This is a genomic window from Bacteroides sp. 214 (assembly GCF_010501015.1).
Taxonomy (GTDB): domain Bacteria; phylum Bacteroidota; class Bacteroidia; order Bacteroidales; family Bacteroidaceae; genus Bacteroides.
In genome coordinates this window covers 1-17,378 of sequence record NZ_QVML01000015.1, presented here as the reverse complement: position 1 = coordinate 17,378, position 17,378 = coordinate 1, and the positions used below count along the sequence as shown (strand labels likewise).

Annotated in this window: 21 protein-coding genes and 2 tRNA genes; 10 read left to right on the top strand and 13 right to left on the bottom strand. The window is 42.2% G+C overall.

The features are described from left to right. The first annotated feature begins 25 nt into the window (after window positions 1-25). Window positions 26-1,117, top strand: a complete 1,092-nt coding sequence (gene dinB / locus D0T50_RS10560; protein WP_163223495.1) for a DNA polymerase IV — start codon at window positions 26-28, stop codon at window positions 1,115-1,117. On the opposite strand, the gene D0T50_RS10555 is transcribed toward dinB, so the two are convergent. The 4 genes from D0T50_RS10555 to D0T50_RS10540 all read right to left on the bottom strand — a co-directional run bounded on the left by D0T50_RS10555 (window position 1,104) and on the right by D0T50_RS10540 (window position 4,100). Continuing rightward, entirely contained in the window at window positions 1,104-1,727 is a 624-nt protein-coding gene (locus tag D0T50_RS10555; RefSeq protein WP_163223494.1) for a hypothetical protein, read from the bottom strand. The genes dinB and D0T50_RS10555 overlap by 14 nt on opposite strands. Before the next feature lie 136 nt (window positions 1,728-1,863). Continuing rightward, window positions 1,864-3,396 carry a ribonuclease Y gene (gene rny, locus D0T50_RS10550; RefSeq protein WP_163223493.1) on the bottom strand — a complete coding sequence of 511 codons (1,533 nt, stop codon included), beginning with the start codon at window positions 3,394-3,396 and terminating at the stop codon, window positions 1,864-1,866. 98 nt (window positions 3,397-3,494) lie between these two features. Beyond that, a complete protein-coding gene (locus D0T50_RS10545) occupies window positions 3,495-3,785 on the bottom strand; it encodes a cell division protein ZapA (RefSeq protein ID WP_163223492.1) in 291 nt (96 codons plus the stop codon). Window positions 3,786-3,806: 21 nt separating this feature from the next. Next, on the bottom strand, window positions 3,807-4,100 hold the full coding sequence (locus tag D0T50_RS10540) for a hypothetical protein (protein WP_163223491.1): 294 nt from the start codon (window positions 4,098-4,100) through the stop codon (window positions 3,807-3,809). A 769-nt stretch (window positions 4,101-4,869) separates the two neighbouring features. Here D0T50_RS10540 and D0T50_RS10535 point away from each other — a divergent pair. The 3 genes from D0T50_RS10535 to D0T50_RS10525 all read left to right on the top strand — a co-directional run bounded on the left by D0T50_RS10535 (window position 4,870) and on the right by D0T50_RS10525 (window position 6,084). Continuing rightward, entirely contained in the window at window positions 4,870-5,082 is a 213-nt protein-coding gene (locus D0T50_RS10535) for a 2TM domain-containing protein (RefSeq protein WP_163223490.1), read from the top strand. A 99-nt stretch (window positions 5,083-5,181) separates the two neighbouring features. Next, window positions 5,182-5,772, top strand: a complete 591-nt coding sequence (locus tag D0T50_RS10530; RefSeq protein ID WP_163223489.1) for a hypothetical protein — start codon at window positions 5,182-5,184, stop codon at window positions 5,770-5,772. Window positions 5,773-5,793: 21 nt separating this feature from the next. Further along, the gene (locus D0T50_RS10525; protein ID WP_163223488.1) at window positions 5,794-6,084 is read left to right on the top strand and encodes a transcriptional regulator; all 291 of its coding nucleotides are present in this window, start codon (window positions 5,794-5,796) and stop codon (window positions 6,082-6,084) included. 13 nt (window positions 6,085-6,097) lie between these two features. On the opposite strand, the gene D0T50_RS10520 is transcribed toward D0T50_RS10525, so the two are convergent. Beyond that, entirely contained in the window at window positions 6,098-6,457 is a 360-nt protein-coding gene (locus D0T50_RS10520) for a YbaN family protein (protein ID WP_163223487.1), read from the bottom strand. 62 nt (window positions 6,458-6,519) lie between these two features. Between D0T50_RS10520 and D0T50_RS10515 the strand changes: the two genes are divergently transcribed. Then, window positions 6,520-7,377 carry a phosphodiester glycosidase family protein gene (locus D0T50_RS10515; protein ID WP_163223486.1) on the top strand — a complete coding sequence of 286 codons (858 nt, stop codon included), beginning with the start codon at window positions 6,520-6,522 and terminating at the stop codon, window positions 7,375-7,377. Window positions 7,378-7,389: 12 nt separating this feature from the next. Here D0T50_RS10515 and D0T50_RS10510 read toward each other — a convergent pair. Both D0T50_RS10510 and D0T50_RS10505 read right to left on the bottom strand, forming a co-directional pair. Next, a tRNA-Trp gene (locus D0T50_RS10510) sits at window positions 7,390-7,462 on the bottom strand. Between the two features lie 45 nt (window positions 7,463-7,507). Further along, on the bottom strand, window positions 7,508-8,041 hold the full coding sequence (locus D0T50_RS10505) for a uracil-DNA glycosylase family protein (RefSeq protein ID WP_203558224.1): 534 nt from the start codon (window positions 8,039-8,041) through the stop codon (window positions 7,508-7,510). A 96-nt stretch (window positions 8,042-8,137) separates the two neighbouring features. Here D0T50_RS10505 and D0T50_RS10500 point away from each other — a divergent pair, with 96 nt between their 5' ends. Beyond that, window positions 8,138-8,830 (top strand): DUF5020 family protein, encoded by a 693-nt coding sequence (locus D0T50_RS10500; RefSeq protein WP_163223485.1) that lies wholly within the window; start codon window positions 8,138-8,140, stop codon window positions 8,828-8,830. Between the two features lie 3 nt (window positions 8,831-8,833). Here D0T50_RS10500 and D0T50_RS10495 read toward each other — a convergent pair whose 3' ends face one another. The 4 genes from D0T50_RS10495 to D0T50_RS10480 form a co-directional block, all read right to left on the bottom strand. Further along, window positions 8,834-10,933 carry a KamA family radical SAM protein gene (locus D0T50_RS10495; protein WP_163223484.1) on the bottom strand — a complete coding sequence of 700 codons (2,100 nt, stop codon included), beginning with the start codon at window positions 10,931-10,933 and terminating at the stop codon, window positions 8,834-8,836. Between the two features lie 129 nt (window positions 10,934-11,062). Further along, window positions 11,063-11,674, bottom strand: coding sequence for a hypothetical protein (locus tag D0T50_RS10490; RefSeq protein ID WP_163223483.1), 612 nt, complete (start codon window positions 11,672-11,674; stop codon window positions 11,063-11,065). Between the two features lie 128 nt (window positions 11,675-11,802). Further along, the gene (locus tag D0T50_RS10485; protein WP_163223576.1) at window positions 11,803-12,159 is read right to left on the bottom strand and encodes an RNA-binding protein; all 357 of its coding nucleotides are present in this window, start codon (window positions 12,157-12,159) and stop codon (window positions 11,803-11,805) included. A 32-nt stretch (window positions 12,160-12,191) separates the two neighbouring features. Further along, window positions 12,192-12,632, bottom strand: coding sequence for a cold-shock protein (locus D0T50_RS10480; RefSeq protein WP_163223482.1), 441 nt, complete (start codon window positions 12,630-12,632; stop codon window positions 12,192-12,194). A gap of 414 nt (window positions 12,633-13,046) precedes the next feature. Here D0T50_RS10480 and D0T50_RS10475 point away from each other — a divergent pair, with 414 nt between their 5' ends. Continuing rightward, window positions 13,047-13,223 (top strand): histone H1, encoded by a 177-nt coding sequence (locus D0T50_RS10475; RefSeq protein WP_163223481.1) that lies wholly within the window; start codon window positions 13,047-13,049, stop codon window positions 13,221-13,223. Window positions 13,224-13,334: 111 nt separating this feature from the next. Here the strand turns inward: D0T50_RS10475 and D0T50_RS10470 are convergent, their stop codons facing one another. Continuing rightward, entirely contained in the window at window positions 13,335-13,817 is a 483-nt protein-coding gene (locus D0T50_RS10470; protein ID WP_163223480.1) for a YkgJ family cysteine cluster protein, read from the bottom strand. Window positions 13,818-13,925: 108 nt separating this feature from the next. Here D0T50_RS10470 and D0T50_RS10465 point away from each other — a divergent pair, with 108 nt between their 5' ends. Next, window positions 13,926-15,197 (top strand): putative DNA modification/repair radical SAM protein, encoded by a 1,272-nt coding sequence (locus D0T50_RS10465; protein ID WP_163223479.1) that lies wholly within the window; start codon window positions 13,926-13,928, stop codon window positions 15,195-15,197. Further along, on the top strand, window positions 15,194-15,961 hold the full coding sequence (locus tag D0T50_RS10460; RefSeq protein WP_163223478.1) for a TIGR03915 family putative DNA repair protein: 768 nt from the start codon (window positions 15,194-15,196) through the stop codon (window positions 15,959-15,961). Before D0T50_RS10465 ends, D0T50_RS10460 begins: the two co-directional genes overlap by 4 nt. Before the next feature lie 2 nt (window positions 15,962-15,963). Here D0T50_RS10460 and D0T50_RS10455 read toward each other — a convergent pair whose 3' ends face one another. Beyond that, the gene (locus D0T50_RS10455; protein WP_163223477.1) at window positions 15,964-16,932 is read right to left on the bottom strand and encodes a lytic transglycosylase domain-containing protein; all 969 of its coding nucleotides are present in this window, start codon (window positions 16,930-16,932) and stop codon (window positions 15,964-15,966) included. A 149-nt stretch (window positions 16,933-17,081) separates the two neighbouring features. On the opposite strand from D0T50_RS10455, the gene D0T50_RS10450 reads away from it, so the two are divergent. Then, a tRNA-Pro gene (locus D0T50_RS10450) sits at window positions 17,082-17,156 on the top strand. Window positions 17,157-17,378 lie beyond the last annotated feature (222 nt).

Here is a 17,378-nt window from a genome sequence, read left to right as displayed (position 1 = left end):
TTTATTTTCCTAAATTTGAACTCCAATGCAGCATTTTCGAAAAATCATCCACCTCGACATGGACGCTTTCTATGCTTCTGTAGAACAGCGTGATAATCCCGAATTTCGTGGGAAGCCCCTTGCTGTGGGTTATTCCGAAGAACGTGGTGTAGTAGCAGCAGCCAGCTATGAGGCGCGGAAGTATGGCGTGCGATCGGCTATGGCATCGCTGAGGGCGAGGCGCTTATGCCCTGAGTTAATATTTATTCCCGGGCGTATGGATGTCTACAAGGAGGTGTCACGGCGAATTTATGAAATATTCCATGACTATACCGATGTTATTGAGCCTCTTTCTTTGGATGAAGCTTTTCTCGATGTAACCGAAAATAAAATAGGGGAGGAGCTTGCCGTAAATATTGCCAAAGAGATTAAACGACGAATTCGCGAAGAACTCTCTTTAGTTGCTTCGGCAGGTGTTTCTTACAACAAGTTTTTAGCAAAAATAGCATCCGATTACCGCAAACCCGATGGACTCTGTACTATTCATCCCAACCATGCAGAGGAATTTATTACCCGTCTTCCTATTGAGTCTTTTTGGGGAGTGGGGCCCGTTACTGCCAAAAAGATGCGAACTCTCGGCATTTACAATGGATATACGTTGCGCTCTTGTTCGCTTGATATGCTGAACCGGCACTTCGGAAAGGCAGGACAACTGTACTATGATTTTGCGCGAGGCATAGACTTGCGACCAGTGGAGACGGTACGTATTCGTAAATCGGTGGGGTGCGAAACTACTTTGGAGAAAGACATAACCCGTAAGTCATCTGTTATCATTGAATTGTATCATGTGGCGACAGAGCTTGTTAAGCGGTTGGAGCGCGCGGGGTTCAAAGGTAGTACACTCACATTGAAAATAAAGTTCTACGATTTCAATCAAATAACCCGAAGTATCACACAGCCCAAAGAGCTAACAGAGTTGGATGTTATTTTACCTTTGGCAAAGGAGCTGTTGAAAGATGTAGAGTATGAAACTTATCCTATACGACTCATTGGTTTGTCGGTTTCACACCCAAAAGAAGAACAACCCGAAGATAAGGGAATGTGGGAACAATTAAGTTTCGAATTTAGCGACTGGTAAACGCCAATATTACAGGCATATCGTCGAGTGTATTCAAACTTTGTTTTTTGTAATTGATGCGATAAATTGTTTCGCTATCGCCGGTTATTAGCGTTAGGAAGTTTTGTGATTTATGAAACCAGTCACCACGTTCTTTTCTTCCCCCTTTTGTTGTTGTAGTAAAAGTATGGTCGGCTTTGAGTTCCAATTGAATATCCGAACCGATGTAAGTTCCTATCAATGGGTCCATGGCCTCTACGTGTGTGGAATCAAAAGAAATAAACTCTTTGATGTCTAATCGTAGTTTATCGTCTTCTGTACGTTTGAGGTAGCCTCTTGTCTCTACTAATACGGGTTTTCCGTGCGAAGGGTATTTCTCTGCATATTCGGTAGACATGATGTAGGGAAGTCCGGGCATTTCCAAGTCAATGATTTCACCGGTAGAAAAGTCTTGCAAGGTAGCCGAGTCGGTCGTAAAGGTGTAGTTGCCTTTGAAGTAAAACATAGTAGCATAAGCGGTTTCTCCAATTTCCTCCAGCAATAACTCTTCATCGGCAGAGCGTTTTTGCTCACACGATAAAATGAACGCCGGCAGCAAAAGAAGCAGCAATAATGTGATTTTGTTCTTCATGTTTTTGTAGCTTACACCTCGAATTGGTTAATAACACGGCAAAGTTACAAATTATAATTCTTTTCTGGTTAGATTATACAAGAAAAAAAGAGGCCTTTAGGTCTCTTTTTTTGATCTTTTATGTAAATTATTACTTTTACTTCGCAAAACTTACTGCACGCGTCTCTCTGATTACAGTAATCTTCACTTGTCCGGGGTAGGTCATTTCGTCCTGGATCTTCTTTGCAATCTCACCCGATAAGCTTTCGGTTTGTTTGTCATCAATCTTATCTGCACCCACAATAACGCGTAGTTCGCGTCCTGCTTGTATTGCATAAGTTTTAGTAACACCCGGATAGCTCATAGCTAATTGCTCCAAATCGTTCAGGCGTTTGATGTATGCTTCTACAATTTCGCGACGTGCACCCGGACGTGCGCCCGAAATAGCATCGCAAACCTGTACGATAGGTGCCAATAGGCTGGTCATCTCTGTTTCATCGTGGTGTGCGCCAATAGCGTTGCAGATGTCTGGTTTTTCTTTATATTTCTCTGCCAACTTCATACCCAACAGTGCGTGTGGCAATTCGGGTTCTTCATCGGGCACTTTGCCAATGTCATGCAGTAAGCCGGCACGTTTTGCTTTCTTGGGATTAAGTCCCAGTTCTGATGCCATAACAGCACATAAATTAGCTGTTTCGCGTGCGTGCTGCAGCAAGTTTTGGCCATATGACGAGCGGTACTTCATTTTACCAATCATACGGATAAGTTCAGGGTGTAAACCATGTACACCTAAATCGATAGTGGTGCGTTTACCGGTTTCGATGATTTCTTCTTCAAGTTGTTTGCGCACTTTGTTTACTACCTCTTCAATGCGTGCCGGATGAATACGTCCGTCGGTTACTAATTGATGCAGCGCTAAGCGGGCTACTTCGCGGCGTACAGGGTCAAATCCCGAAAGTACAATTGCCTCAGGCGTATCATCCACAACAATTTCAATACCTGTAGCGGCTTCCAGTGCGCGGATATTGCGGCCTTCGCGTCCAATGATACGACCTTTGATCTCGTCGGATTCAATATGGAATACAGTTACCGAGTTCTCGATAGCTGTTTCGGTAGCTACGCGCTGAATGCTTTGAACAACAATTTTCTTGGCTTCTTTGTTAGCGGTCAGTTTGGCATCGTCCATAATGTCATTGATGTAGGATTGTGCCATGGTTTTAGCTTCTTCCTTCAAAGATTCAACCAAACGCTCTTTTGCTTCTTCTGCCGATAATCCTGAAAGTGTTTCCAACTTCTGGATTTCTTGTTGTTGTAGCTTATCCAGGTCTTCTTTCTTTTTCTCTATGATAACCAGTTGTGCTTCCAGATTTTCTTTTACCGCTTCTGCTTCTTGCTTTTTGCGTTGCACTTCGTCATGTTTTTGGTTAATAACCAATTCACGTTGTTTCAACCGATTTTCTCCTTGCTGAATTTTTTGATTGCGTGCTGCAACCTCTTTTTCCAGATCGGCTTTTTTGTTGAGGAATTTTTCTTTTACTTCAAGAAGTTTATTCTTTTTGATTACTTCTCCTTCTGCTTCCGCTTCTTTTAGTATGCTGTTGTATTTTGCCTTCATCACGTACCTGAAGAGTACATAGGAAAGGACAGCTCCTACAATAAAGCATACGGCGGATATTACTATTTCTGTCATCGTTATTTGTATAAATTATAATTAAAAACGCACCACCTATAACTTTGCTTTTGGCAAGATTAAGAGTAGTGCGCGGAATTTCTTCTAATTGACAGCTGCTACTTTTGTCTGAAGTAATCTTCAAGTAGTTCTGTCAGTTCATCTATTTTATCAGTGTACGGCTCCGTATCATTCTTTCCCTTTAGTTTTAAGTTTTCCAAGGAAAAATCGTAAGCTACCATGCCTAAGATTTTCTCGGGACTTAGCGTAGGGTAATGAGTCCGGTATGTGTTTAACCTGATATTTACCTGTTTTGCTGCATTTCGTACCTGTTCTTCCTCTTGTTTTTCAATGGTTAGAGGGTAGGTAGTATCTGCTATCAGCAGGTTTATTTTTATTTTATCGCTCATGCACGTTCCTTATTTTTTGTTTTATTCATTTAATAGGGCGATGCATTTATCGACTTCACGCACTAATTTGGACACTCGCAGCTTGGTCTCTTTTACGTCGCTACCGGTTAGGTTGATTGTCCTTGCTGTTTTAAGATTGGAATAGTCTGCCGCCAACTTTTTGTTATCTTCAAGTGCTTGCTCAAACTCTGTCTGTTTGGCTTCGAGAGCTTGTTTCAGCGCTATATTTTCACGCTTTAATTCATCTTGTAAATAAATCAAATGTCTTAGTCTGGCTTCAAAAGTACTTAATCGTATTTTTTCTTCTTCTGTCATACTATACCAAAATTCTACACAAAAATACGATTAATGTGAAGATTACAAAAACTTTTGCAAAGAAAATCATCTGAATGATGCAAATTTGTTATAGGTGAGCCTAAAAGCTTAACTTTCTTGAAGATGAAAATGAACTTTGTTTTACCCGTTGACGGAATTAATTCCTCTATAGGATGACCAATCACGAGCCATAACCTCACGACCCGTCAGCCATAGGCACACGGGGCATGAGACTATGGCTGACGATGCACGAGCCATAGGCTGACAGAGCATGAGACTATGGCTGACAGGTGCATTTAACTAAGAGCTTTAAGCCATCTCTTTTTCTGACTGATTTTCACTTCACTTTTGACTGATTTTCATCTCATTTCTGACTGTGTTATGCTTCACTTTTGACTGTGTTTTTACCACAAAAACAGTCAGAAAATTAGGTGTGAAGACCCTGTGAAGGATAAAAGAGGGAGCTTTCACGCGCAACCTGCTTACTATCAATCGCTTACGGCGATATGTGAATGTGAAGGCCAATTTGCTAAAACTGCATTTGGAATGTATATTGAGCTGTTGGTTTGGTAAAATATGCATTAATTAATTCCGCCAACGGGTTCTGTTTTTTTAAGTTATTGTACATATAGGCTTTAGTCGACACTTGTTGTGAAATAATTTATGAAATAATTTGGTTTATAAAATAAACTAAATATCTTTGCAAAAGAATCGATTCATTGAGAGAAGTTTTTTTGTTTAAGAGTTTATGATTAAAACAAATTGAAAAATGGAAAATAACAAAGAGTACCGCAAATTTCTATTGAACGCAAAGATGTCTGTATTTAAATATCTACTAACCGTTGCGTTTCTCGCTTTTGTAAACTGGCTTACTACTCCCTACTACTGGTGGGTGTTATGGGTAATTGGCGGATGGGGTATTGGGCTTTCCCTGAATCTTATTTCTCAGTATTATAACTATAAGTTAGAGTCTGAAGAATGATAGAGATAGTAATTTGCTCATTGGTAGGCTCCTATTTACTGGGTTTTTGGGTATTGAGTAATGATTATTAGTAGAAAAGAATTAAAAACAAATAAAAAGATGGAAGATAGAAAATTGAACGAAAAAGAAAGTTTGGAACTCATTTCACAAATGATTCAAAACACGCGTATGAAAATGGAAGAAAAAAGTGGTATGCCTCTCGTTATCTGGGGATATGTAACAATTTTCACCACTATCGTGGTATGGCTAATGGTGAAACAAACCGGAAACCACCTATGGAACTTCCTTTGGTTTATCCTCCCACTTCTTGGTGGTGTTTTCTCTCTGCTTCTTGCAAAAAGGGAGGCAAAGAAGCCATCTGCAAAAACGTATATAACCAGTGTGATATCCAACATCTGGCTGGTACTGGGCTTTGCCGGGCTCATTACTTCTGTTATGGCCTTCTTGGTAAGATTCCCTATTTTGTTTGTTGTCGCACTTCTTATGGGTATAGGGGCTACGCTTACCGGTGCGGTGACGAAATATAGACCATTAGTACTCTTGGGAGGCTTGGGTATAGCTATTTCATTCTCCTTACTTTTTGTGCGAACGTATGACTTGCACATGTTGATTTTTGCTGTCGATTTCTTGTTGATGATGGTTATTCCCGGTCATATAATGAATGCTGCTTCCCGCAAAAGAAATGTCTAAAAAAGAGGAGGAGGAAACTGTATGTTTAAGGAACTAAACCCATTACTTCACTCTGAACTGCGCTTGGCTGTGATGTCGCTACTGATTTCGGTAGAAGAGGCGGATTTTGTCTACATTAAGGAACAGACCGGGGCAACTGCCGGTAACCTGAGTGTACAGATAAACAAGTTGAGCGAGGCAGGTTATGTAGAGGTTGTTAAAGCCTTCAAAGGTAAAATGCCCTGTACTACGTGCCGGATAACCCCCAATGGGGTAGAAGCCTTCGAAGAATATGTAGAGGCACTGAAAAGTTATATTCTACCCAAAAGCTAATGCGAAAAGAAAACTACTTTTGCGTCTTGAAGGATAAGATGTGAATAGTAACTCCCGTTGCGATACAGAGCAAGAGGATGCGTATCCACAGGTTGTCTATAACGAAAAAAATACAATACAGTATTGTTATCCACAACAAGGAAACGGAAACTATCTTGGCGCGCAACGGGATTGTTTTATGCTCACGAAAATTAAGGATATAAGGACCAAATCGCTTATGCGCAATTAGCCAATTATACAAACGTGGTGAACCTTTGCAATAAAGAGCAGCTGTAAGCAGTAAAAAAGGAGTGGTAGGGAGCAGCGGAAGAAAGATGCCGAGAATGCCCAAAAAGAGTGAAATACTGCCCAAAACAACATAAAGTGTCTTCATGGCGCAAAAATAAGAAAAAAACAATTATGTTTGTGTTAGAAACCTTAATAATTATAGTACGTATGAAACATGTCAACTGCTTGCTTACTCTTGTATTGCTGCTGTTATCCCCCGGCATTTTCGCACAAACCGCCGAAGATTCTTTAATCATTGTAGGCACACAGTGGAAAGTAACCGAACTGGATAGAGGGCTTGTTGTCAGGCAAGCCGAAATCCCAGTGTTGTATCAAGTGCCGCAAAACATCTCTATCATAGAGATAGACCCTAAAAGGTATGCGTTTAATGTGGTAGTTAACTCTCCGAAAGCCAAAACCAGTGAAGCAGGAAAATCTACTAATGCCATTGCCGCCATCAATGGATCCTATTTTGATGTACCCACCGGTGCTTCCGTTTGTTACTACCGCATAGATAAAAATACGATAGATACTACCACTACGCGCGAAATGAATCTACGTGTTACGGGTGCGATGCGGTTTAAAAAAGGAAAAATCACTCTCATACCTTGGGGTAAAGAGATAGAAAAAGCTTATAACAAGAAAAAGGGTACTGTGCTTGCTACAGGACCTTTGATGCTGAAAGATGGTAAGACGTGTGATTTCTCGGGTTGTAGCGAGAACTTCATCAAGAACAAACATCCACGCTCGGCTATGGTTGCAACTAAGAAAGGCAAAATTCTTCTGATAGCTGTAGATGGGCGTTTTCCCGGCAAAGCCGAAGGTGTTTCCATTATTGAATTAGCACACTTTGCACGTGTATTGGGTGGTGATGACGCTATTAACTTAGACGGTGGCGGATCTACCACGCTTTGGGCAGCCGATGCGCCTGATGGTGGTGTGCTCAATAAGTTATCCGATAATAAAACGTACGATAATAAAGGAGAGCGGAAAGTAGCAAATTCTGTTTGCGTGTACAGGAAGTAGTGATGCTTCCTGCACGGGAGGAGAGGCTCGAACTCCCGACACCTGGTTTTGGAGACCAGTGCTCTACCAACTGAGCTACTCCCGTATTTGCGGTTGCAAAGGTAAACTTTTATTTTATAAAACAAAGCGCCTACAACATAAATAACTCAGAAAACATACTCCGGTATGCCTCTGCTTTCTTTTCTAAAGCAAGTGGGTAGGCACGAGAACTGGATGGCATTCTATATAACTTTATTTCTTTTCCTTCCAATTGTGAGTGGGCTATGTCGGTTGCTTTCTGCCCTGTTGTAACCACCGCTTTAACTTCGGGTAACTTTTGTAGTAGCGCCTCAACGTTTGTTGGCTGCACAATTTCCAGAAATTTGTCCGATGCATTGTCTTGTAGACGGCGTACCGCATAGGCAGTATCATACATAGCAATACCTTTTGTTGAAGCAAATTCTATGATTCGTTCTTTGCAAAACGCTTTTTTTGTTTCGGAGAGAAAATAATCCTTCTCTCCAAAAAAGATAATTCCCATAATGCGCCACATGTCATTATTGAGGTTGGGGTAGTAAAACTCCATCGACCAACGCTTCTTTTGTGGTGGGAAACTACCCAGCATCAATATTTTCGCATTTACAGGCAGAAAAGGCTCAAGGGGGTGAATTTCTATTTCGGGCATGATGTTGACAATTTGTTTATCAAGCAAATGTAACTCATTGTGTCGAGTTATTAGAATGTATTACGTATTTTTGCACCCCCAATTACATTAATTACAATGAGAAAAATTTTATTAACTCTTGCTATATCACTGCTTCTAACTCCTGCAGCGACACAAAACATTCAGCTACATTACGATTTCGGACGTTCTATCTACGATAAAGACCTCTCCGAACGTCCTCGTTTTACCACCACGGTCGAACATTTTAAGCCAGATAGATGGGGAAGTACTTTCTTCTTTGTCGATATGGATTATGCCGACGGTGGTATTACTTCGGCTTACTGGGAAATAGCGCGCGAACTAACTTTCTGGAAAGGTCCTCTCTCTGCACATATAGAGTATAATGGTGGCTTAGCTAAAGGTTTCTCGTTCAATAACGCATGGTTGGTTGGCCCTACATATACGTTTAATAATAGCACCTATAGTGCCGGATTTACCTTTAGCGCGATGTATAAACACATACAAAAGCATCATTCAAAACACAACTTCCAGTTCACGGCAACGTGGTACAAACATCTTGCCGATGGGTTATATACTTTTTCGGGCTTTGCCGACTGGTGGCGCGAAGTAACTCCATATGGTAAGCTTATTTTTATGACCGAACCACAGTTTTGGCTAAACTTAAATAAGCTAAATTCCATTCCCGACGATTTTAACCTTAGTATAGGAACCGAAGTAGAAGTGACCAACAATTTTGTAAACAAGGGCTGGTATGTAATACCTACCCTTGCTGTGAAATGGACGCTCTGAGTACTAACTCTCCGGGATATATAAGTTGCTATACCGTTCTGTTGTACTGAAATTGAATGCCGGATACTCATAAATGCCAAGGTATGGTTCTGTTTCTCCTTTAGTGTATTTCCAAATGGTGGCATACTCGTCACTATCTTCACCCATATTGTCGAGTTGGCGCAGGTAGGAGGCGATAGACTTGTTCTCTACGATGTAGATGCTTCCCATATTATTGATAATGGGGCTATGCTCACGGGTCTTATCGTGTTCAAACCTGAGGATACGTTTTCCTTCAGCAGTAATTCCAACGGTAGTAAAAGTCATACTTTTCCCGATTCCCGGAAGATTCAAAACGTTTCTGTCTGTGGCGAGAAAGGGTAGATGATGCTTCTTCATGAATTTGTTAATGCGCTTGGAAACCTCTTCTTGAGGTTGCAACAGTGTGGTTAGTTCCTCTTGTAGTGCAAAACTTAGATGACCATGTATCTTTTCCTCTTGCTGTTCTTGCAGCGAACGGCTGTTGGGTGTGAACATCGCATAATTTTCCCTGAAACCTTTTACCGAGAAGGTATAGTAACAAACTACACCCAGGCTGTTAAGAAGCTGCCGTAGTCGCACAGTGTGTCCTCTACGCGAAGCTGCTACCGTGTAGACCAACTGGTTTGTTATCAGCCATCCTGCCGAAAGTATCTTGCGAATAGCTTCTTGTGCTTCGGGAGTTACTTCGAGAGGTGACTGGAAATGTGTTTGGATATAGAATTGTTTAACTCCAATCTTCGACGCCTTTTCTTTAAACTCGCGCAAGATTCCAATTAATTCATCGTTTATGCGCATGGGTAAATAAACGGGTAACCGGGTGCCAAGGCGAACTCGTTGTAATTCGGCGTATTTCTCCCCTTCGGGGCGTTCCAGGTTAGCACGTTGCTTGCGTACTGCCATTTTATACACGGCTTCGAGTATATTTCGTAGGGTTTTATTTTGGCTCATCAGTGCATCTCCACCTGTTATAAGAATGTCACGCAGTTGTGTGTCTTCTTCAAAATAATTCATAAGACGGCGCAACTTCTTATCCCAACTCTCTTTGGGCTTAAGTGTTTCCAGCTCAAAATTCAGACGTTCGCTCTGAAAATCGTACATACGCTGGCAAGAGGTGCAAAGACCACCACAAGCTCGTCCCATCGTGTCGGGAATAAGTATGGATACTTCGGGATAGCGGCGGTGTATATTGTGCGAATTGGGCAACAGCCAACCTGCTGCGTTGGGTTTCTCGGCTTCTACCGTATCTTCTTTTTCCCAAGCGCTGATGTTGCCGTAGGTTTCTACCAGTTCGGGCGAGTAAAGGACATAACTGCGTATGGCTTCATCGTTATAGCCAGTAGAAGAAGTGTTGAGTAATGATAAATAATAGGGTGTTATAAAGAACGGTATTCCTTTTTTCTTGGCGGTGGTCAGTACTTTCATGGTTTCTTCCGAAAGCGAATTGTCGAGAAAACGGTTTAACTCTTTTGGTCCTTTTATTGCCATGCCCAAATGAAAGCGGAAGTCGCCCCACCATTCCAAAACTTGATTGTATTTTTCTTCGTACGTCATTCCTTCGTAGAATACAAAGCGTGTATGTACTCCTTTGCGGTTTTCTACTTTAGTGACGAGTAGCGGCATCATTCGGCTTTTATTGGCTTGGCGAATCTGTATCACATCCTCGTCAAGCCCTGTTTCCCAACGTTCCGAGCGTGCCTTGAGCTTAATAACGGATGGTGTCCGGAATATGTCGGGGTTCTTCAATAAACTGAATTGATGAAAGAGATCTAGAAAAAGATCAGTTCCTTTTACCTCTTCGGGTAGTTTCTCCCTGAGGAATTGCCATAGCAATTGCAGGGTGTTTATAGAAATGTTGGTCTCGGTAGAAAGCTCGTGAATTTTCCTGCCATCATACTCAATGAGTAGTTGGATAGATTTACGCGATTCACTCTCCGGAAAAGAATCCAGATAATTTCTTAACTGTTCTTTAAAGATGTCTGTACCCGCGCTTTCTAAAGCCAACGAAACGAGTTCGGGGTGATGATATTGATATAACTTTTTGACTTGGGTAAGCGCGAGCGAAAGTAGTTTTCTTTCTCTCATAAGCTTATACATTGCAGGGTTTGTTGAGTGGTTTGATTCTATAAAGTTAATAAAAAAGGCGGAAAAATGTTCTTTCCGCCCCTTTATGATGAATTTCTTTATAGTATTTTGTTTTTCCGTAACAGTTTCTTAGTCTTCTTTGTTTTTCTTCTTAGGCTCTTTCTTTGCCAAGCGCACGATGTGATACACATAGTCGGTCATCCACTTTTCCGAAAATCCCAGACGTTCTTTGTATTTGCGCACATTCATGGCGGTTTTGTGTACGTCGTCTTTCTTGAATGCTTGCTTGGTCAATACTTCGTTTACCTGTTTTTCGGTCATGGCGTAAAGCAGCTTCTTGCCCGGCAGTCGTAGTTTCCATTGCATGAGGTTGCCCATAAGCATCATCAGGTCATTGGAGAACCCTTGGTAGAGGAAGAGGTAAGATTGTACATCGTTTTGTGTGCGGCAGTTTTTCTTTACCGAGCTATCTATCTCTTTGAAGAACGTTTCGTCCAGTCCGTAGTCTGCCATTAACATCTTGCGCGAACGCGATTTCTCGGCCAATCCCAATTTACCACCTTGGGTTGGTATTTTGAATAATCTTTTGAACTGTGCCACGTCAGGAACGAAATTGATGTTTGTAACGCCCAGATTTACCGCTATAACGGATTGGAAATATACACGAGTGAGCAGTGCGAAGTCTTCTACATTGCCCACAGTTGCTTCTTTTTTACCGAATAATTTTGAAAATATACCCATGATGAAATTCCCTATTTAATGGTTCGGACGCAAAAGTACAAAATAATTGAGAACTATCAAGTAGTTGACGATTCAAAAAAAACGGGAAAGCATTGCTGCCCTCCCGTCTCTTGCTGGATATCTTCGTATTAATAACGATCTCTTCCGTAGCCACCGCCGTTACCACCACGACCGTAGCCACCACCACCGCCACGGTTATAGCCACCGCCACGATTGTAACCACCGCCACCGGCTGGTCTTTCTGTTTTAGGACGAGCAACTGTTACGCTGATAGTCTTTCCTTCGAAATCTGTTTCGTTCAATTCGTTGATAGCGTTTTGACCTGCTTCATCGTCGGTCATTTCTACGAATCCAAAACCGCGAGATCTTCCAGTTTCGCGGTCGGTAATAATTCTAGCCGAAGTAACTTCGCCGTACTGTGAGAATAAATCCTGTAAACTTTCGCTTGTTGTGCTAAAGTTTAGATGTGAGACATAAATGTTCATCATTTGTTAAATAATTAATTATTGATAAAGGGTTATGCTTTAGGTTGTAAGGTGATTCTCACAGCATTCATGCCTTTTTGACCACGTTCCAATTCAAATATAACCTTGTTTCCTTCTTCTATGTTATCCGGAGCGCTACTAATGTGGAAAAAATATTTTTCCGCGCTGTTTAAATCTTTAATAAAACCAAAACCTTTGTTTTCATTGAAGAATTCTACACGTCCTTGCAAAGGTACTTCCTCTACTTCTTCTTTTTTGGGTGTAGAGACTGCAATACTTTCAACGTCTATTTTCTCCTTTTTGTTCAAATCGGGGGGGGTATCTGTTATGTTTCCGTTTTCATCAACATATGCAATCATATCCTCAAATGACCCGCTACCATTGGCTTTACGCTCTTCTTTGCGCTTTAGCTTTTCTTGTTTTTTACTTTGTTTTTTCTTTTCTAACTCTCTTTTGCTTGGTGATATTGCCATTATTTAATATTTAAAATGATTGCTTGTAAAACAAGAAGTTGATTTTGAGGTCGATTTTTTACGATGAGTATATCTGTCGGGAAGAGCAGAACAAAAACATGGCTAAGAATGATATCAATATAAACTTGATTGTTCAAGGGCGTAAAGATAAGGAATAATTTTAATTAATAGCTTTTGTCGCAACTAAAACGTATTTTTTTCAATAGATATTTCAAAAATATGCTTATCCATCTGATGCCTAATCAAATCAATATCACCGCTTTTAGTTCGTTAAATTAGAAATAAATGCTCAAAAACTTGTTATTTTCAGCCAAAATGCAGAAATGTAAAAAAAAACACGGGAAAAATAGTTGTTATTTCAATAAAGAATGTATTTTTGCTCAAGAATTATTAACGTAGTAATTATAAATTATCATGAAAGAATTAGTAGTAAAGGTAGCTGACCTAATGACGTTATTTAGCAAAGATGCTAATGCACAAATCGAAAACGGTAACAAAGCAGCTGGAACACGCGCTCGTAAAGCATCGTTGGAAATTGAAAAGTTAATGAAAGAATTCAGAAAAGCATCTTTGGAAGCTAGCAAAAAGTAAGCTTTTACCTAAAGGTACAAAAGGAGGATGTGTCAATATTATCTATTGATACACCCTCTTTTTTTAGGTATAACATGCAAAATGCGCATAATCCTTTTTAACTACAGCGTATTAAAACTCTTTCTTTAACCGTTCTAATATATTAAATACCGCCGGGCAAGTCTCGGCGTTTTTGGTAGTTAGAGCATGTATTTGGTAAAACTTTTTCCTGTCCGTGTGTGGATATTCACGGCAAGCCTTGGGGCGATCGTCGTAAATGAAGCAATAATTGTCCTCGGCAATGTAGGGGCATGGCATGCTTTTGAACACATAATCATGGTCTTCGTCAATGCGTAGATAGGTATTAACAACTTCGGCAGGACGCATACGCAGGCTACGTGCTATACGGGCAATATCATTGTCGGTAATGCGTGGGCCTAGCGAACGGCAGCAATTGCCACACTCCAGGCAATCTATGTTGTCGAATTCTTCTTCGTGTAGGGCGTGGATAACATCGTCCAGTTCACGGTGTCTGCTCTTCTTAATAGACTTGAAGAAGCTCTTTGTCTCTTTCTCTACTTTCTGCGCGCGTTCACGTAGGGTGGATAGGTTCATGGGTCTTGAGTGCTATATATAATAAAAAGGTGTAAAGGTAGCAATTCTGTTGAAAACTCTCTTCTTTATCTTTTTGTCTTTCTCTGTATAATCGTTAGTTTTGGCGCTATGAATGAGAGCGTTTTTGGAAAGCTAAAAATCCTGGCCGAATCAGCTAAATATGATGTCTCCTGCTCATCTAGCGGCACCGTACGCAAAGGCAGGCAGGGAGAACTCGGCAATACCGTGGGCGGAATAGGTATTTGCCATAGCTTTGCCGAAGACGGACGTTGCATTTCGTTGCTGAAGATTATGCTCACCAATCATTGTATTTACGACTGCGCTTACTGTGTCAACCGGCTGAGCAATGATGTACCACGCGCTACCTTCGCGGTGTCCGAGCTGGTAAACCTCACCATCGAGTTTTATCGCCGCAACTATATCGAAGGGCTGTTCCTGAGTTCGGGTGTAGTGCGCAACCCCGACTATACCATGGAGCGCCTTGTGCGTGTGGTAAAAGATTTGCGGCAGGTACATCGTTTCAACGGCTATATTCATCTCAAGAGCATCCCCGGAGCCAGTAGGGAACTGGTAAACGAAGCCGGACTCTACGCCGACCGTATGAGTGTGAACGTAGAGATTCCCAACGAGGAGAGTCTCAAACGGCTTGCCCCCGAGAAAGACCATCAAAGTGTATTCGCTCCTATGAGTTACATACGGCAAGGGGTGCTGGAGAATAAGGAGGACAGAAAGAAGTTTCGTCACGCTCCGCGTTTTGTGCCGGGCGGACAAAGCACACAGATGATTGTGGGTGCCACTCCCGAAACCGATAAAGACATCCTTCGCCTCTCTTCCCTGCTTTACGACCAACCCACCATGCGGCGGGTTTATTACTCCGGCTATGTGTCGGTTAATACCTACGACAAGCGCCTGCCTGCTTTGAAACAGCCGCCTTTGGTGCGCGAGAACCGACTCTATCAGGCAGATTGGCTATTGCGCTTCTATCAATTTAAGGTGAACGAGATTGTAGATGATGCTTATCCCGATTTGGATTTGGAGATAGACCCGAAACTATCGTGGGCGCTACGACACCCCGAATCCTTTCCTGTGGATGTAAACAAGGCGGAGTATGAAATGTTGTTGCGTGTGCCGGGAATAGGTGTGCGCTCGGCACAGCAGATTGTGGTTTCACGCCGGTTCTCTAAACTGGGGTTCTATCAACTCAAGAAGATTGGTATTGTAATGAAAAAGGCGCAGTACTTCATAACCTGCCATGAGTTGCCTACAAAAACTGTCAACGAGCTCTCTCCACAGGGGGTGCGTGCCTTGCTCGTGCCACAGAAAAAACGAAAGGGTGGGACGGACGAGCGTCAGTATCAATTAAATTTCCCTGACGAATGATTGTCTTTGTGTACGATAAAACTTTCGAAGGGTTGCTCACCGTGGTGTTCGACGCATACTTCCGGAAAACCTTTCCCGATGCATTACTGGCAATAGGAGAGCCCCTCCCGTTGTTTTACGACGAAATGGTGGAGGTTACCACCGATGAAGAGAAAGCCGGGCGTGTGTGGGCAGCGCTCGAGAAGAAACTAACGCCCACCGCGCTCAACTTCGTATCCATCACCTGGCTTTCCGAAGTAGCGGGGGTAGACATACTTCTCTTTCAGTATCTTCGTAAGAATATTGATGCGCCAACCTCTATCGAACTCAATTTTGGCGACCCCGATGTGCTCGAACTCTCCAAGATATGGCGGCGTGTGGTCTACGAACGTCAGCGTGTATTGCAGTTTGCCCGCTTCCAGAAGGCGGTGGATGGTACTTACTTTGCCCCTTTCGAACCCGATTATAATGTGCTCTCGCTAACCATAAACCACTTTCGCGACCGCTTCTCAGATCAAAAATGGCTGATTTACGATATCAAACGGCAATATGGTTATTACTACAACCTGTACACGGTAGAGGAAGTTACCTTTGATTCCAAGGAGATGCACCTTCTTACAGGCAAGCTACACGAAAGCCTGATGGACGAGGACGAAAAACTCTTTCAAGAGTTGTGGAAACAATACTTCAAGAGTATTGCCATCAAGGAGCGCACAAACCCGCGGCTACACAAGCACAACATGCCCGTTCGGTACTGGAAATACCTCACCGAAAAACAACGGTAGCATCAGTCAATCACCCAACGACTGTTATGCGGCACAATCTTTTGGGGGTTATAGCTCAACCCTTCTTTCTTAGGAATGTGCAATACATAGGTTCTCCCTGTTCTGTTTTCCAGAAACGTATCTCGCAACCACGGATTGGCATCTTTAAGCTGTGCATAAGTAATGCCATGTTGCTGGGCGTAGGTAGCCAAGTTGTCTATTTGCTTCTTTACCGTTACCTTTTCGTACGGGATGGGTGGGTAAAGTTGTTCTCTCTTCAGCATGAAGCCAAAACGCTCAGGGTCGTGAAATATCATCTTGGCAGCCATCAGCCGGAACATGTAGCGCGAAGTCTCTTCCACCAGCCACAGGTCGGTAGCCTTCTCTACCATTTGCTGTTTTAGCTGCCCGCTTATTCTGCCTTTACCGGCATTGTAGGCGGCTGCCACCGTGAGCCAATCGCCATAGAGTGCATAGCTTTCTTTTAGATATTTGCAGGCGGCTTGGGTTGCTTTGGTGATGTTGTATCGCTCGTCGATATTCTTGTTTACCTCCAACCCATGTTCCCGTGCGGTACTTTGCATAAACTGCCACAAGCCCGCGGCGCCTGCCGGCGAACGTGCCAGGATATTCAGGTTGCTTTCTATCACCATCAGGTATTTGAAATCATCGGGAATGCCGTTTTCTTTCAAGATAGGCTCCACCATCGGGAAGTAACGATTAGCACGTTTTATCATCAGCATGGTGGTGGAGTGCATATAGGTGAAAGACATCAACTCACGATCCATACGTTCGCGCAGGTCGTAGCGGCTCAGGTTTATTACATCGTCGGCAAATGTAGCTTCGGCAGGAACAGATGGCGGGGCTACTACATACGAAATTTGAGATTTAGGCGACTCAAATTCGCCGGTGTGCGTGCTATTTATCATCAAGGGGAGTGCCCCGATAAATGCGGCAAGCATCATAGTGAGGAATATATTCTTTTTATTCATGGTCAAAACAGCTTCTTATCTCCTACAAAGGTAACAGTTCTAAATGGAACTCCAAAAACATTTTTTTTCGATATTTTTTTCAAAACGCTTGTTTTTTCAAAAATACTCTATATCTTTGCACCGCTTTTGAGAGATAAAGCTATAAAAAACGGGGTGTAGCGCAGTCCGGTTAGCGCACCTGCTTTGGGAGCAGGGGGTCCCAGGTTCGAATCCTGGTACCCCGACACAAAAGAGACACTTACAGAAATGTAGGTGTTTTTTTTTGTATCCAGACGAAACCTTTTTTCTGCTCCTAATGGGTCAACGTAAAAAGTTGAGGAGTCACTTTATGTTTTTATCTTTGCCTAAAAAATGGATCAACGTAAAAACCTGAGGGATTTTATTTTTATGCATAAATATTTGTCAGCCTGTATATAAAGAATTCCCTTTCCCTTACTCCTCTGAAC

Bases quoted from the DNA above. Each gene is read 5' to 3' on its own strand.
- dinB (WP_163223495.1), top strand. From the start codon at position 26: ATGCAGCATTTTCGAAAAATCATCCACCTCGACATGGACGCTTTCTAT.
- D0T50_RS10555 (WP_163223494.1), bottom strand. From the start codon at position 1,727: ATGAAGAACAAAATCACATTATTGCTGCTTCTTTTGCTGCCGGCGTTC.
- rny (WP_163223493.1), bottom strand. From the start codon at position 3,396: ATGACAGAAATAGTAATATCCGCCGTATGCTTTATTGTAGGAGCTGTC.
- D0T50_RS10545 (WP_163223492.1), bottom strand. From the start codon at position 3,785: ATGAGCGATAAAATAAAAATAAACCTGCTGATAGCAGATACTACCTAC.
- D0T50_RS10540 (WP_163223491.1), bottom strand. From the start codon at position 4,100: ATGACAGAAGAAGAAAAAATACGATTAAGTACTTTTGAAGCCAGACTA.
- D0T50_RS10535 (WP_163223490.1), top strand. From the start codon at position 4,870: ATGGAAAATAACAAAGAGTACCGCAAATTTCTATTGAACGCAAAGATG.
- D0T50_RS10530 (WP_163223489.1), top strand. From the start codon at position 5,182: ATGGAAGATAGAAAATTGAACGAAAAAGAAAGTTTGGAACTCATTTCA.
- D0T50_RS10525 (WP_163223488.1), top strand. From the start codon at position 5,794: ATGTTTAAGGAACTAAACCCATTACTTCACTCTGAACTGCGCTTGGCT.
- D0T50_RS10520 (WP_163223487.1), bottom strand. From the start codon at position 6,457: ATGAAGACACTTTATGTTGTTTTGGGCAGTATTTCACTCTTTTTGGGC.
- D0T50_RS10515 (WP_163223486.1), top strand. From the start codon at position 6,520: ATGAAACATGTCAACTGCTTGCTTACTCTTGTATTGCTGCTGTTATCC.
- D0T50_RS10505 (WP_203558224.1), bottom strand. From the start codon at position 8,041: ATGCCCGAAATAGAAATTCACCCCCTTGAGCCTTTTCTGCCTGTAAAT.
- D0T50_RS10500 (WP_163223485.1), top strand. From the start codon at position 8,138: ATGAGAAAAATTTTATTAACTCTTGCTATATCACTGCTTCTAACTCCT.
- D0T50_RS10495 (WP_163223484.1), bottom strand. From the start codon at position 10,933: ATGAGAGAAAGAAAACTACTTTCGCTCGCGCTTACCCAAGTCAAAAAG.
- D0T50_RS10490 (WP_163223483.1), bottom strand. From the start codon at position 11,674: ATGGGTATATTTTCAAAATTATTCGGTAAAAAAGAAGCAACTGTGGGC.
- D0T50_RS10485 (WP_163223576.1), bottom strand. From the start codon at position 12,159: ATGAACATTTATGTCTCACATCTAAACTTTAGCACAACAAGCGAAAGT.
- D0T50_RS10480 (WP_163223482.1), bottom strand. From the start codon at position 12,632: ATGGCAATATCACCAAGCAAAAGAGAGTTAGAAAAGAAAAAACAAAGT.
- D0T50_RS10475 (WP_163223481.1), top strand. From the start codon at position 13,047: ATGAAAGAATTAGTAGTAAAGGTAGCTGACCTAATGACGTTATTTAGC.
- D0T50_RS10470 (WP_163223480.1), bottom strand. From the start codon at position 13,817: ATGAACCTATCCACCCTACGTGAACGCGCGCAGAAAGTAGAGAAAGAG.
- D0T50_RS10465 (WP_163223479.1), top strand. From the start codon at position 13,926: ATGAATGAGAGCGTTTTTGGAAAGCTAAAAATCCTGGCCGAATCAGCT.
- D0T50_RS10460 (WP_163223478.1), top strand. From the start codon at position 15,194: ATGATTGTCTTTGTGTACGATAAAACTTTCGAAGGGTTGCTCACCGTG.
- D0T50_RS10455 (WP_163223477.1), bottom strand. From the start codon at position 16,932: ATGAATAAAAAGAATATATTCCTCACTATGATGCTTGCCGCATTTATC.